Origin of the sequence: Sphaerisporangium album, from assembly GCF_003323745.1 — a bacterium.
Lineage (GTDB): Bacteria > Actinomycetota > Actinomycetes > Streptosporangiales > Streptosporangiaceae > Sphaerisporangium > Sphaerisporangium album.
The window spans coordinates 79952-94103 of the sequence record NZ_QOIL01000021.1 but is presented as its reverse complement, the minus strand read 5'-3'; the positions used below and the strand labels follow the sequence as shown (position 1 = coordinate 94103).

Here is a 14152-nt window from a genome sequence, read left to right as displayed (position 1 = left end):
GCAGAACTGGAACATCCCGCAGCCGATCACCGTGAGCGCGGCCGAGGACGGCGACACGCTGAACGGCACTGCCACCTTCGACTCGCGCAGCAGCCAGATCACCGGCAGCAGCGCGGTGCTGTGGCAGGCGGTCGAGCAGGACAACGACGTCACCGCCCCGACGCCGGCCCCCATGCCGATGGTTCCGGTGGACGACCCCTTCTCGGGCGTCGGGGCATACACCGGCGCGGCTGGGTCCAGCGCATCCTGACCTCGGCCGCCACCACGGACGCTTCGACGCGGACCGGATCCGCACGCTGACGAGCGTCCCCACCGCCGTCCGGCCCGGCCGCGTCGTCGCGACGATCACCGAGCCGCTGGCCCATCCGGTCACCGGCACGAACACCGTCTCCGGCGCGGCGGCCACCGGCGTCTGGCGCCCCGAGCAGTTCGTCACGCTCCCGCGCGGCGCCTGCCCACCTCTGTAACGGCCGCCGGACCCGAGCGTGGGACACGGCACCGTCGCCCCAGGATCACCCGGCCCTCGCCGGGCGCCCCGGGACAGGACGTGCCGGTCACCGGTTCCCAGGCGCGCAGGAGACCACGCGGAACGCCTTGAGCTCCTGCGGCCTCGCGGCTTTTCGTCGGTGCTGATCACTACTCTGAGCCTCGCGCTCAACCGCGCATAGGGATATTTCCCGACATCGACGCATGAAGGCGATGGTGTAACTGCGCATTTCCGCAGTTCAGCTCCCTTCACCTGCCGATGGCGTCCGATCCTCGACCCGTCCTGCTCCAGGACGGGTCCCTCTCCCCTCGGAGGACCAGTGAGACTACGGTCTCTACTGGCGGGCACCGCTGTGCTCGCCATCACCGCGTCGGCCGCGCTGACCGCCGGGACACCGGCCCAGGCCACGACCGCCGCCGCCCCGGCCGTGGCGGCGAACCTCGTGGCCGAGGTGGAAAACGGCAAGAAGGTACGCGCGATCGTCGAGGTAAGGGGCTACGTCGCCCGTGTGGCCGAGGCCCTCGAAGCGGCCTCGGACGAGACCACGGTCATCGACAAGACCAGCTCGGGCGACTTCCTCGTCGCCACCATCGACAAGCCGACCCTCGCCGCGGCCATGGCCCACGACATGGTCAAGTCCGTCTACAGGGACGAGCTGAGCAAGCCGACGCTGGACGCCGGCACCAAGCTGATCGGTTCGGACAGGGCCAACAAGGCCGGCTGGACCGGCAAGGGCTTCACCATCGCGATCCTCGACACCGGAATCGACCGGGATCACCCGTTCTTCGCCGGACGGATCGTACGCGAGGCCTGTTTCTCCACCTCCGACCCCGACCCGCTCTACCAGGCCGACTCGTTGTGCCCCAACGGCCAGCCGTCCCAGATCGGCGTGGGCGCGGCCGACGCGAAGACGGCCAAATGCGTCGTCAAGGGCACGTTCAGGTGCTCCCACGGGACGCACGTCGCGGGCATCGCGGCCGGGAAGAAGGCCGGAACCGGTCCCTCCGACGGCGTCGCGCCGGAGGCGGGCATCCTGCCGATCCAGGTGTACTCCCGGTTCAACGGCCCCATCTGCCGGCAACTCGCCACCTCCGCGCCGTGCTTCCTCAGCTTCACCTCCGACCAGAAGCTCGCGCTGCAATACGTGGACCAGGTCCACGCGGGACTGAACGTCGTCGCGGCCAACCTCAGCCTCAGCGTGGGCCCGAAGCACAAGGTCCACTGCGACCAGGACCCCGCGTACGGTGCTCTCAAGTGGGAGATCCTCTGGCTCAAGGACTTCGGCGTGACCACCGTCGTGTCGGCGGGCAACGACCGGCACGCGGACGGCGTCGCCAGCCCCGCCTGCATCTCCTCGGTGGTGGCCGTCGGCGCGACCGGCCACCACGACCGCCCCGCCCCGTTCGGCAACCGCGGCCCTCTTCTCGACCTCTTCGCGCCCGGCGTGGCCGTCAGGTCCGCCGTACCCGGCGACACCTACAGGACGCTGAGCGGCACCTCAGTGGCCGCGGCCCACGTCGCCGGGGCCCTCGCGCTGGTCCGCCAGGCCAACCAGGACCTGCCCGGCGAGGAACTCGTCGAGAAGCTGCGGACCAGCGGCAAGGACATCACCTACAGAAGCGGCGGGACCACGGTGACCACCAAGCGGATCGACCTCGCCGCCGCCCTCTCGCTCGACCCGCCCACGACCCCGGCGCCCACCGTCACCCCGAGCCCGGACCCCACGTCCCCGGCCTCCGCGGCCACGTCCAGCGCGGCACCCACTCCCGCGCCCACTCGAACAGGGTCCACGGCGGCACGACGCTGAAGAGGACCATCGGCGTCGCCGAGGAGCACCGCATAGCCACGGGCACAGACGCCCGGCTCAAGAAGACGGCCCTCCGCCTGTACGAGTGCGTCGGCCCGTAGCGGCCGCCGCCGGAGACGTCCGCCGGCAAGACGGCCTGCGCCTCGTCCAGGTCCTGGACGAGGCGCAGGCCCCGGCCGTCCGCCGGCATGCGAATGCCGGTCACCCCATCACGTGGCCGGCATCCGCATGCCGGCAAGAGCTCACTGATGCCCTGAACAGCGCGAGGCCGGGCGGCCTCCGGCGTCGGCTCGCGTTCCCAGAACCCCTCGCCGATGAGCGCCGGCCGCCTACGCCCAGCGGCACCGTCCGGGGTCGCCCGGCGCCCGCTGCTCAGGACCGCCCGGCCGCCGGGCCGAGCGCGAGCCCGGCGGCCAGAGCGTCGAGCATGCCCTGGCGGAACGCGCGCATGGACGGCACGGTCGCGTGGTGGTCGAAGTCGGCGCCGTGGTACATGCCGGGCTCGACGACGAGGTCGACCGGCACACCGGCAGCCCCGAGCCGTTCGGCGTAGCGCAGGTTCTCCGCGTAGAACAGGTCGAGGTCGCCGACGCCGATCCACGCGGGCGACAGGCCGCGAAGATCCTCCCGGCGGCCCGCCGCGGCGTACGGGCGGGGTTCGGCGACGCGCGGCCCGCGGCCGAGATAGCAGGTCCAGGCGTACCTGTTGGAGCGCGGCGTCCATCCGATCCTGCCGCGCCCCCGATGGTCGCGCACCAGGGCCGTCCGGTCGTCCAGCATGGGATAGAGGAGCAGCTGGAACGCCACCGGCAGCCCGTGATCGTGCGCCTTCTGCACGACCGAGGCCGCCAGGCCGCCACCGGCGCTCGCCCCGCCCACCGCGACGCGCGCACCGTCCACGCCGAGCGCGGGGGCGGCGTCGTGCAGCCAGCGCAGCGCGGCGAAGCAGTCGTCGAACCCGGCGGGGAACGGATGCTCCGGAGCGAGCCTGTAGCGTGCGCTCACCACCACGATCCGCAGGTCGCGGGCGATCCGGCCGCACAGTTCGTGGTCGCTCTCGGGGTGGCCGAGGATCGTGCCGCCCCCGTGGATCCACAGCAGCGCCCCGCCGGGGCGCCGGCGGCCGGGCGGCTCGTACACGAAGGCGTCCCGTCCGCCGGGGACATCGTGCCGCGTGACCGCCACCCCCGCGGCCGGGTGCGTCGTGCGGCGCGAGAGCCGCCGGGCGAGGGTCAGGCTCAGCCTGCCGGTGACCGGGAGCGGCAGCCACAGCGCCGGTGTCCTCAGGTCCGGCGCGACGGCCGAGAGCGTGTGGCGACGACGCGCCACGACGGCCGCGACGGCGGCCGCCCCGAGCAGTCCCGCCGCCGCGCCGCGCGACCTGCTCAACGCCCTGCTCCCGGGGACACGGGAACGACCAGAGAGGTGGCGGCTTCGTCCAGGGTGAGTTCGAGAACCGGCGCGATCGTCCCGCCGAAGGCGGCCCTCGCCTCGGCGGGCGCGGCCTTCCACGGATCCGGCCCTCCGATGGAGCGGTAATTGAGGAAGCCCACCACCTTCAAGTCGGGCAGGACCAGCCAGGCGTACGCCTGGTCGGGCTCTTCCGCGGGGTTGCGCAGCACGAGGCCCGAGCCGTTGAGCGGTGTGTACGGCCCGGTGAGGCGGGGGGCGACGAAGCCGTAGAGCCCGGTAGGCGCGCTTCCCGGCGGGTGGAACGCGTGACGCTGTGTGGAGAAGAAGAGGTAGTACCACGACCGGTGCGCCACGATGTGCGGCCGTTCGATCTCGTGGTTGACTCCGTCGGCCACGAGGAGGGGCGGCCGCAGCGACCAGCCTCCCGGTGTCGCGGCGGCGAGGGCCACCGCGCCCATGAAGGCGTGGTCCGCGTCGGCGGACGCCGCGACGGACGCGGCGACGAGCAGGTACTCGCGCCCGTCGGCGGGGTCGCGGAACCAACCCGGATCGCGGAAGGCCTTGATCCGCCCGGGTCCTCCCTCGACCTCGTCGGCCGGCAGGTACGTCACACCGTCCGAGCGGAGGACCTCCCGGTGCGCGGCGGCCTGGTCCAGCAGCACCCTGCCGCCGTCGGTCACCAGCCGGGCCCGGGCCTCGACGACGGTCTGGGCGAACGTCGGGCGGGCCTCCCCGCGCCGCCCCGCGGCCGTGTAGAACACCGACACCGTGCCGTCCGGTCTGCGGACCGCCGATCCCGACCATTCGCGGCTGCCCGGCGAGGCTCCGTCGGCGAAGGCGTGGCCGAGGTCGGCCCAGCCGTCGCCGTCCCTGGCGAGCAGCCGGAGGCGGGCGCGGTCGTGACGCTCCTCGGGGTGGCCGAGGGCGGGCGCGGACAGCGCCATCCACAGCTCGCGGCCCTGGACCACGGACGTCGAGCCGTCCTCCTCCTGGATCGGCCACAGATCCCAGATGTCGTCGTGGGGCAGCACGCGCGGCGGCGCCGGAAGGCCGATGACCGGTGCCGTCGTCGCCGCACCACCGGCCGGCCCGGCGAGGTGCCGCCGCGTCCAGCGCGCGGGCTCGCCGCTCACGCGGTCCCCCCGTCACGTCGCCGTCCGCCGGCGAGCGCCTCGTACGCGCCGGGCCGGGCCTCCGGTCCGGGCGTGCCGTCTCGCCGCCCCCATGGAGCCATTCGAAGAACCTCCAACTCGACCGCGCGGGGCGTTCCCCGCGCGTCCTACAGAACGGGTGGATTCGGCGCGGGCCGCGCCGCGCGTGCGAGTTCCACGGCTCCGACCACTCCCGAGCGGTCGCCGAGGAAGGGTCCGGTGACGTACTCGTCCATGGCCGCGGCATCGACGGGCACCGGCTCCCCCGGGTAGCCGGCGGCGAGGGCGAGCAGCCGCGCCCGCACAGCGGGAAGCAGCGCGGGGTTCTTGGCGACGCCCCCGCCCACGACGATCCGCTCGGGCGACAGCGCGTAGGTCAGGTTCAGGACGGCGAGGGCGACGTACTCGGCCTCGAGCTCCCACACCGACGGGTCGTCCAGATGCTCGGCGGGACGCCCCCATCGCCGGCGCATCGCCTCGCCCGACGCGAGCCCTTCGAGACAGTCGCCGTGGAACGGACAGCTCCCCGCGAACGGATCCCTGACCAGGTCGTGGGGGACGCGGATGTGGCCGAACTCGGGATGCAGCAGCCCGTGCACGAGCCCGCCGTTCACCACCGCTCCCACGCCGACGCCGGTGCCCACGGTCATGTAGGCGAGCGTGCCGAGCCCCGCGCCCGCTCCCCGCCGCCATTCCCCCAGCGCCGCGGCGTTGACGTCCGTGTCCAGGCGGACGGGTACGCCCAGCGTGGCGCGCAGCGGGGAGACGACGTCGACGTGCGCCCAGCCCGGCTTGGGCGTGGCCAGGACGCGGCCGTACGTCGGCGAGCCCGGTCGCACATCGACCGGGCCGAAGGTGCCGATGCCGATCGCGGCGAGCGGTCGGCGGTCCTCGAAGAACCTCACCGCGGCGCGGATGGTCGTCTCCGGCGTGGTCGTGGGGATCACCTCGGTCGTGAGAACGCCTCCCCCGGCGTCGGCGACCGCGCACACCCATTTCGTCCCGCCCGCTTCGATCCCCCCGTAGACCGGTGCGTTTCCGTCCATGCGCGTCACCCCTTCAGGGAGCCCTGGAGCAGAGCCGTGACGAAGCGGCGCTGGAAGATCAGGAAGATGACGAGCGTGGGGGCCAGGATCAGCAGTGACCCCGCGCAGAGCAGCGGCATGTCGGTTCCCCACTGGCCCTGGAAGGCGCCCAGGGCACCGGACATCGTCCGTTTCAGCGGGTCGTCGACGAGGACGATCGCGAGGAGGAACTGGTTCCACGTCCACAGGAACAGCAGGATGGCCAGGGACGACAGCGCCGGCATGGCCAGCGGCACATGGATGCGCCAGAAGAGCTGCCACACGTTCGCGCCGTCCATCCGCGCGCTCTCCGACAGCTCGTCGGGCATGTTCACGAAGTGCGCCCGCATCCAGAAGACCGCGAACGGCATGAAAAGCCCGATGAGCGGCAGGATGATGGCCCACCGGGTGTTCAGCAGTCCCATGTCGCGCACCTGGTAGTACAGCGGCGTGATGATGCCCTCGAACGGCAGCGTCAGCCCGAGCACGAACGCCAGGAACACCACGTTCCGTCCCGCCATCCGCAGGTGACCGATGGCGAAACCCGCCATCGTCCCGAGAAGCAGCGCGACGGGGACCACGCCGAGCACGATGAGCGTGCTCGATTTCACCAGCTCTATCATCCGCGCCGCCTGGAACGCCTTGACGAAGTTGCCCCACTGCGGATCGCGCGGCCACTCCAGGCCCGAGGGATAGCTGCCGGACGGGTGCAGGGCGGTGACGAACAGGCTGAGGAACGGCATGAGCGTGACCGCCATCAGCAGGACGAGCAGCAGCCTTCCGGTCCACGTCTCCCGGCGTCCGACGATCATGAGGACCTGTCCTTGGTGAGCCACTGGATGGGGAGGGCGACGACGAGGACGAGCACCATGAGCACGACGGCCAGTGCGGAGGCGATGCCCACCTGCCGCTCGGAGAAGGCCAGGTAGTAGATCTCCAGCCCCGGGACCATGGTCGCGTTCCCCGGTCCGCCCTGCGTGGACACGTAGACGATGTCGAAGCTCGCGAGGGCCGCGATCACCGTCACCGTGACGCAGACGCCGATCTCCTGCCGCAGGCTGGGCACGGTGATCGAGAGGAACTCGCGCAGCGGCCCCGCCCCGTCCATCCGGGCCGCCTCGTACAGCGCCGGGTCGATCTTGCTCATGCCGGACAGGAGAAGGATCGTGCACAGGCCGAGCAGCACCCACGCCCCGATCACGCCGACCGCCGGCAGGGCCGTGGAGAAGTCGCCCAGCCACGCGCGTGCCACGCCGCCGAGCCCGACGGAGGTGAGGAGCTGGTTGACCAGTCCGGCCGACGACAACAGCCAGCTCCAGGCGATGCCGGCGGCGACGAGCGGGATGACCTGCGGCAGGAACAGGACCGTCCGCCCCACCAGCGCGAGCCGGCTCGCGGCGATCCGGCGGATCGTCGAAGCGCTCATCAGGCCCAGCACGACCGGGATCACGCTGAAGAAGACGATCAGCTTGACCGCGTTGAGGATGGAGTCGTACAGGTCGGGGTCGGTGAACACCCTGGCGTAGTTGCCCAGTCCGGCCCACGTGGACGGGCCGATGCCGTCCCAGCGGTACATCGAGTACTGGACGGTGAGCGCGATCGGGCGCAGTACGAAGACCGCGTAGACGCCGAGTGCCGGGGCCACGAAGAGCCAGCCGACCCACCGCGGCGTACGGAGCCCCGCCGCGCGGGCGTGGCCCCGCTTCCTCGTCACGGCTGCCGGCCCGGGGCTGGTCGCAGGGGGATCGACCACGCTGTCGGGAGTCGGCCGTGTCATCGGTGCTCAGCTCCCCCCGACCTGGCTCGTGTAGTCGCTCTGCACCGACTTCAGCAGTTCTTCGGGGGTCTGCTGCCCGGCGACCAGCTTCTGCAACTGGGGAGTCCAGCTCTTGGCGTAGATCGCGCCGGTGGCGTTGGCGATGAAGTCCATCGCCCCGTCGTCCTCGGCGATCTTCGCCCCGGCCTCCAAGGTGCTCGCCGTGACCGTGCCCTTCGTGACCTCCGGCATGGGGGCGTCCGCCGGGCCCATCGGGTGCGACCCGCCGACCTTCACCCCGATCTCACGCGCCTTCGGGTCGGTCGCCACCCAGTTGAGGAAGAACGCCGCGCAGTCGGCGTTCTTCGCCCTGGAGCTGATCCCGAAGGCGAGGGGCGCCGACATCGCGGCCTGCCTGCCGCCCTGCTGTGCCGGTGGCATCAGGAAGAAGCCCACGTCGCCCGGCATCTGCTTGTCGAGATTCCCCGACTCCCAGTCGCCGTCGAACATGAACAGGCCATCGCCCTTGATGAAACGGCTCATCATCGTCGCGTAGTCGACGGCGTTGACGTCCTTCCAGAAGTGCCCGGCCTTGATCCACTTCTCCAGGTGCCGCGTCGCCTGCAGGTTGGAGGGAGTGTCGATCGTGGCGCCCGGCTTCTGGTAGATCCAGTCGTTGATCGGCCCTGAGGGGCCGTACGCGGCCATGAGGTCCTGCAGCGGGAAGGCGAGACCGCCGGTGGCCCCGCCGTTGAACTGGGCGATCGGGGTGATGCCCGCGCTCTTGGCCTTCGCGAGCGCGTCGTCCAGTTCGGCCAGGGTGGCGGGCGGGGACGACATGCCGATCTTGGCGGCGAGCTTCTTGTTGTAGAACACTCCGGTCATGCTGAAGTTCAGCCCCATGGCGTACAGCGACCCTTCGCCGCGCGTCTTGCCTCCGGGGGTCATGCGCATCTGCTCCAGCTGGGAGGCGGGCCAGGAGTCCCAGCCGAACGCCTTCGCGTAGCCGTCGAGGTTCTTCAGCAGGTTGTTCTTCACCAGCTCCGACACCTGGGGAAGCCGCATCAGGTCCGGCGGATCGTCGGCGAGGACGCGCGGCGCGTTCTGCGTGATCACCGCGAACTGGTCCTCGCGTATGTTCCACTTCACGTTCGGATGCTGCTTGGAGAACTCGGAGCTGAGCTCCTTCGGCAGGGGGAAGCCGGTCTCGACATAGGCGTTGAGCGTGACCGGTGCCGTGCCGCAGGTCGGCGCGGTCGCCAGGGTGGCGCTGGGGGCCTCCGGCTGGGGAGCGTCGCCGCCGGGCGCCCCGCAGCCCGCCGCCAGCGTCCCTCCCATCACGACCGCGAGCGCGGCCCCGTTCCAGCGAGTTCGACGCGACATCTGCGTCTCCTTGATTGCTAGGGGACTCGCCGGCACACACCGGATGCCCCAGGACTCAGGTTGCTAAATCGGATTAGCAGTGCGATAGTCTCATCACACGTGTCGCGGGGTGTCAACCCCCACATCGCAGGAGGTCACCCTGTGAGCCCACGACGGGTCACGCTGGCGGACGTCGCCAAGATCGCCGGCGTCTCGCCGACCACCGCGTCGCTCGTGCTATCCGGACGCGGCCGGGAACTACGCATCTCCCAGGATGTCGAGCAGCGTGTCCTCAAGGCCGCGACCGAACTGCAGTATCGGCCGAACATCGTATCCGTAGGCCTACGAACTGGTACAACTCGGACTATCGGCTTTATTTCGGACACCGTCGCCACGTCGCGGCTCGCCGGCGACATGATCAAGGGAGCACTCGAAGCCGCGCGGGAACGCGGCTTCATGCTGTTCATCGGCGAGACGGAGGGGGACGCCGAACTCGAGCGGCTCCTGCTGCAGGCCATGCACGACCGTCAGGTGGACGGGATCATCCTGGCCGCGATGTACACGAGAACCATCAGGGTGCCCAAGGGCATGGCGGCCGCCCCCGCCGTCCTGCTCAACGCCCTCCCCAGGCAGCCGACACCACTGCCCTCGGTCATCCCCGACGAGATCGAGGCCGGACGCGTCGCCGCGAGGGCTCTGCTCGACGCCGGCCATCGCGAGGGCATCCACCTGATCGGCGCCGGCCCCGGACGGCGCAACGTCCCCGCGGGCGGAAGCGTCGCCGCCGTCGAACGGCTCATCGGCATTCGCGAGGTGCTCGCCGACGCGGGGGTCAAGCCGGCGGGCGGCCACGTCTGCCCCGACTGGCAACCGGAGTACGGCCTCGCCGCGACCCGGGCACTGCTGCGGAAGGAGCGCCCGCGGGCGTTGATCTGCTTCAACGACCGGGTCGCCCTGGGCGCCTACCAGGCACTCGACGACTTCGGGCTCAAGGTGCCCGCCGACGTCTCCGTCGTGTCCTTCGACGACCACCCCATCGCCTCGTGGATGCGCCCCCAGCTGACGACCGTGGCCCTTCCCCACTTCGAACTCGGCCGCAAGGCCGTCGACGTGCTGTTCACCGAGATGGGCCGTGACCGTGAGGACGACGGCGTGGAGGGCGAGGTGCATCGCGTGCCGATGCCCATCCGCCTCCGAGAGTCGGTCACACCACCGGGTACCTGACCGGCGCCCCTGCCACCACCGCGTCGACCCGGCGGCGCGGTCGACGCCATCGTGGGCGGGCACGTGGAGAGGCTGACATGATCACCGCGCGAACTCGAAGACGTCATCGACCTGGCCGACCGGCGCGGCATCGGCAAGATCGTCGTCACCCGCTGAGCGGGACGGTGTAGAGGGCCCTCTTCTCGCCTAGCCATTGACGGTCGATGAATCGGCCGCTCATGCGCCCGGTGAGGAAAAGAAAGGTCTCCAGGCAGATTCGCGAGTGGCCCTCGGGCTCGGTGATCCAGGACCGGGAGCGCGCGACCTCCGGGACCGAGGGCCGGCCGACTTCCCGAAGGTAGGGCTCCACCATGGAGCCGGGCTCGGCGGCGACCTCCCCGTACCACCGCTGGGTGACCCAGGCGGTCGTGACGCCATCGCTGGTGAAGAGATCGTGGACGTAGGCGTCCATGGTGCGGATCTGGAGGAAACGCAGGCCCGCTTCCGTCAGGCCCGTGATCACCGGGGGCGGGCCGCTGATGGTCAGGACGTGTGTCCAGCCGTCGGCGTGGAGGCCGGCCCAGATCCGTTGGGTGAAGCCCATCGGCAGGTAGTGGGCCATGGCGGTCTCGAGGTCGCAGTGCCGGCGAGAGGCGAGATCCGCGCCGAGCAGGGCTGCCACGGCGTCGGCGTCGCCCGACTCGATCCAGGTGCCGGTGAATCCGCGTCCCATTCCCGCGCCGAGGAGGAACTCCCATTGATCAGTCATCGGCCCATGCCCCGGCGGGGATACGGCAGAGCACCCCTGGCGTGGTGAACCAGGTGTCGTCGATGAATTTGCCGGTCGTGTACGCCATCACGGCGAGGAACAGGTTCATCTCCTGGGCGATGTCCGAGGAGCCGACGAGGTGCGCGCCCTCCTCCATTGGGCGGTCGAAGTAGTCCGGGGTCATGTCTTGCCAGCGGCCCTCGTTGACATAGCGCGGTTCGCTGACTGCGCCGATTTCCTGCCTGCTGACGACGGCTCAAGTGCTCGCGGGGACGGGTCCGTAGAGGGCGGGCCAGATCAACGTCCAGCCGGGAGAGCTGGATGCCGACACCTTCGGCGAGTTGGCCCATCGAGGGCTGGAGGCCTGGCGCGCAGCGCCCGAGGCCGTCGGTTACGCCTCGCCGTTCGCCTTCGCCGCGGCCTTCCGCCGCCACCACGGCAGCCCGCCCGGAGTCTGGCGGAAAGGGGAACGGACGGCCGCGGATTCCGGTTGACGGCCTGGCGTCAGCTCTGCCACCACTGCGCCAGCTTCGCGGCGAGGTCGGCCGTTTGTTTCGTGCCCGCCGCGATCGCGGTGTCGATGAAGTTCGGGTCGAGCGCGTCGCTGGGCTTGGTGATGAAGGAGTCGGAGACGATGACGCGAACGCTGTGGCCGCGTTCGGTGAGGATCGCCTCCTCACGCGCGAGGTTGGGGGACGGAATGGGAGCCATGATCAGCACTCGGCCGGGACCGTCGCCGACGAGCAGGTCGGCGTTGGTGCCTGACCGGACGCCCCCGTCCACCCAGACGGAGTCGCCGACCGCGACCGGGGGCGCGGCGCCGGGCGCGGCAGTGGAACACGCCACCGCGACGGGCAGGGGGATGCCGTCCTGAGCCGTCCACTGGCGCGCGGTTCCCGTGTCCGTGTCGACGGCGAAGATGCCGAGCCGGTCGGGCCACGGCCCGTCCGGCAGAGCTGACTTCCACAACCCCTCGGCCTGCTCGGCCGAGATCGGCGGTATCGCGGCGAGCGCGGCCCGGCCGATGGCACGCGGGTCATTACCGTGCGCCGCGGCCATGCGTCGCAGCAGAGCCTTGTCGCCCTGTCCGGCCTGGGCGGTTCCGGCGTGCCGGGCGGCCCGCTCGCGCATGTGTCCGGGGACCGCGGCGAGATTTTCAGGAGACATCGTCAGCCAGGAGCCCACGACCGCTCCGGCTGAGGTACCCAGCACCACATCGGCCTCGGGAAGCGGCACTCCGGCGGACACCAGTCCGTTCACTAGCGTCGCCATCCACGACGCGCCGACCGGCCCGCCGCCTCCCAGCACCAACGCGTGAAAGGAGGTCGTCTCGCCGTGAGAGCTGTGTCGGTTCATGAGTTGTGGTCCTTCCTTGGTGAACTATGAGCGCGGGCAAGACGTCGAACCGGGCGGTGCAGGGGCGGCAGCCAACGTCCGCATGATGTCGTTCATGGCGTGACGCGCGACGGCGGGATCGAGGGAACCTCAGGAGCGTTCGCGATGGCCTCGGCCGTCATCCGGAAGCTCTCCGGATAGGCGTCGCGCTCGGTTCGTCGCGCGGGTTCGCTGGTGCGCCAGCAGTACTGGCAGCGTGCGCACCGCACCACCTCCCACACCTCCGCGACGGGTGAGGCGAACAGCAGGTCGATGGTGTCATGTGCGCAGCGCGGGCAGATCTCCGGCATGGCGGCAACCTCCTTGGCGGGGGGTGGGTTCAGCGGTTCGCGGCCAGTTCTTGCAGCCTCGTCAGCCACGCGGCCGCCTCGGGCAGATCGCGCACCTGGTTGCCGTAGTTGCCGCGATTGTCCGGCGACACCGGGGTGGTGGCGTCGATGATCAGTTTGTCGACCATACCGGCGGGCTGCGCCTGGGGCGCGAGTTCCATGACCGACATGGCGGGGACGGTGATCAGGTCGTGGGAGGGGTTCATCTTCGTGGACAGCGCCCACATCACCTGCGGAAGGTTGAACGGGTCCACGTCCTCGTCCACCATGATCACCGTGGACGCGTAGCCCAGCCCGTGCGGGGTGCTCAGCACCCGGAGTCCAACCGCCCTGGCGAAGCCGCCATACCGCTTGGCGGTCGACACGATCACGACGAGGCCATGCGTGTACGTCGCGTTGACCGCGCGAACCTCGGGGAAGTCGGCCTTGAGCTGTTTGTACAGCGGGACGCAGGTGTTGGCGGCGATCAGGTAGTCGATCTCGGTCCACGGCATGCCGAGGTAGAGGTGCTCGAACACCGGGTCGGTGCGGTAGGAGACGCGGTCGACGCGGATCACCGGCAGTCGCCTGCCACCTGAATAGTGGCCGGTGAACTCGCCGAACGGTCCCTCGATCTCCCGCTGACGGCCCTCGATCACGCCTTCGGCGACGACCTCGCTGCCCCACGGCACGGGCAGTCCGGTCAACGGCGCCCTGGCGATCGGCGCGGGCGCGCCGCGCAGCGCCCCCGCAAGCTCGTACTCGTTCTCGTCGTAGCGCATGGGGGTGGCCGCCGCAATGGAGATCACCGGGTCGTTGCCGACGGCGATGGCGACAGGGAGGTCCTCCCCGCGTTCCTCGGCCTTGCGTAGGTGCAGTGCGATGTCGTGCATCGGCACCGGCTGCAGCGCGAGCCTGGCGGGACCCTTGACCTGGATGCGGTAGATGCCCACGTTCTGCTTGCCTCTATTGCCAGGATCGTCGGGGTCCTCGGACACGACCGCGGCCTTGTCGATGTAGAAACCGCCGTCGCCGTCGTTGAGCCGGATCAGCGGCAGCACCCGGAAGAGGTCGACCTCCGCGCCGGTCATGGTGTTCTCGGCCCACGGCGGAGCGTCCCTCCACTCCGGCCTGACGGGGAACCGGTCCCAGCGCCGGGCGAACTCCCGGATCTGCTCCTCGGTGCCGGTCTCCTTGGGCAGCCCGAGTGCCAGGGCGTGGTTGGCCCACGACCCGTGCACGTTCATGGCGATCCGGGCGCTGGTGAAGCCCTTGATGTTGTCGAAGTACAGGGCGGGCGCGCTGCCGCCCATCCGGGAGACCGCGTTGGCCGCGGCCGCCACGTCGGGTTCGGGGAGAACCTCATCGGTGACGCGCAGCAGTTGCCCCTGCTCGTCAAGTACGCGCAGGAAACTGCGCAAGTCGTCGTACGGCATG

The 14152-nt window shown here is 70.7% G+C and carries 14 protein-coding genes; 3 read left to right on the top strand and 11 right to left on the bottom strand.

The window, feature by feature from the left end:
* Window positions 1-31: 31 nt before the first annotated feature.
* The gene (locus DQ384_RS30785; RefSeq protein WP_114032389.1) at window positions 32-250 is read left to right on the top strand and encodes a hypothetical protein; all 219 of its coding nucleotides are present in this window, start codon (window positions 32-34) and stop codon (window positions 248-250) included.
* Between the two features lie 556 nt (window positions 251-806).
* Window positions 807-2294, top strand: a complete 1488-nt coding sequence (locus tag DQ384_RS30780) for a S8 family peptidase (protein WP_147268950.1) — start codon at window positions 807-809, stop codon at window positions 2292-2294.
* Between the two features lie 372 nt (window positions 2295-2666).
* Here the strand turns inward: DQ384_RS30780 and DQ384_RS30770 are convergent, their stop codons facing one another.
* The 6 genes from DQ384_RS30770 to DQ384_RS30745 form a co-directional block, all read right to left on the bottom strand.
* Window positions 2667-3683: an alpha/beta hydrolase gene (locus DQ384_RS30770; protein ID WP_114032386.1), complete on the bottom strand. Its 1017-nt coding sequence runs from the start codon at window positions 3681-3683 to the stop codon at window positions 2667-2669.
* Window positions 3680-4840, bottom strand: a complete 1161-nt coding sequence (locus tag DQ384_RS30765; protein WP_114032385.1) for a glycoside hydrolase family 68 protein — start codon at window positions 4838-4840, stop codon at window positions 3680-3682. Before DQ384_RS30765 ends, DQ384_RS30770 begins: the two co-directional genes overlap by 4 nt.
* A 146-nt stretch (window positions 4841-4986) precedes the next feature.
* A complete protein-coding gene (locus DQ384_RS30760) occupies window positions 4987-5904 on the bottom strand; it encodes an ROK family protein (RefSeq protein WP_114032384.1) in 918 nt (305 codons plus the stop codon).
* A gap of 5 nt (window positions 5905-5909) precedes the next feature.
* Window positions 5910-6734, bottom strand: a complete 825-nt coding sequence (locus DQ384_RS30755) for a carbohydrate ABC transporter permease (protein WP_114032383.1) — start codon at window positions 6732-6734, stop codon at window positions 5910-5912.
* A complete protein-coding gene (locus DQ384_RS30750) occupies window positions 6731-7699 on the bottom strand; it encodes a carbohydrate ABC transporter permease (RefSeq protein ID WP_114032382.1) in 969 nt (322 codons plus the stop codon). The genes DQ384_RS30755 and DQ384_RS30750 overlap by 4 nt, the downstream gene beginning before the upstream one ends.
* Before the next feature lie 6 nt (window positions 7700-7705).
* A complete protein-coding gene (locus tag DQ384_RS30745) occupies window positions 7706-9061 on the bottom strand; it encodes an ABC transporter substrate-binding protein (RefSeq protein ID WP_114032381.1) in 1356 nt (451 codons plus the stop codon).
* Window positions 9062-9202: 141 nt separating this feature from the next.
* On the opposite strand from DQ384_RS30745, the gene DQ384_RS30740 reads away from it, so the two are divergent.
* Window positions 9203-10264: a LacI family DNA-binding transcriptional regulator gene (locus tag DQ384_RS30740; RefSeq protein ID WP_114032380.1), complete on the top strand. Its 1062-nt coding sequence runs from the start codon at window positions 9203-9205 to the stop codon at window positions 10262-10264.
* A 145-nt stretch (window positions 10265-10409) separates the two neighbouring features.
* Here the strand turns inward: DQ384_RS30740 and DQ384_RS30735 are convergent, their stop codons facing one another.
* From DQ384_RS30735 to DQ384_RS30710, 5 genes are all read right to left on the bottom strand, one after another.
* Window positions 10410-11012, bottom strand: coding sequence for a hypothetical protein (locus tag DQ384_RS30735; protein WP_147268949.1), 603 nt, complete (start codon window positions 11010-11012; stop codon window positions 10410-10412).
* Window positions 11005-11196 carry a hypothetical protein gene (locus DQ384_RS30730; protein ID WP_114032378.1) on the bottom strand — a complete coding sequence of 64 codons (192 nt, stop codon included), beginning with the start codon at window positions 11194-11196 and terminating at the stop codon, window positions 11005-11007. The genes DQ384_RS30735 and DQ384_RS30730 overlap by 8 nt, the downstream gene beginning before the upstream one ends.
* Before the next feature lie 320 nt (window positions 11197-11516).
* Window positions 11517-12368: a patatin-like phospholipase family protein gene (locus DQ384_RS30720; RefSeq protein WP_114032377.1), complete on the bottom strand. Its 852-nt coding sequence runs from the start codon at window positions 12366-12368 to the stop codon at window positions 11517-11519.
* 92 nt (window positions 12369-12460) lie between these two features.
* Window positions 12461-12697, bottom strand: a complete 237-nt coding sequence (locus tag DQ384_RS30715; RefSeq protein ID WP_114032376.1) for a non-oxidative hydroxyarylic acid decarboxylases subunit D — start codon at window positions 12695-12697, stop codon at window positions 12461-12463.
* Window positions 12698-12726: 29 nt separating this feature from the next.
* Window positions 12727-14151 carry a non-oxidative hydroxyarylic acid decarboxylases subunit C gene (locus DQ384_RS30710; protein WP_114032375.1) on the bottom strand — a complete coding sequence of 475 codons (1425 nt, stop codon included), beginning with the start codon at window positions 14149-14151 and terminating at the stop codon, window positions 12727-12729.
* Between the last annotated feature and the right edge of the window lies 1 nt (window position 14152).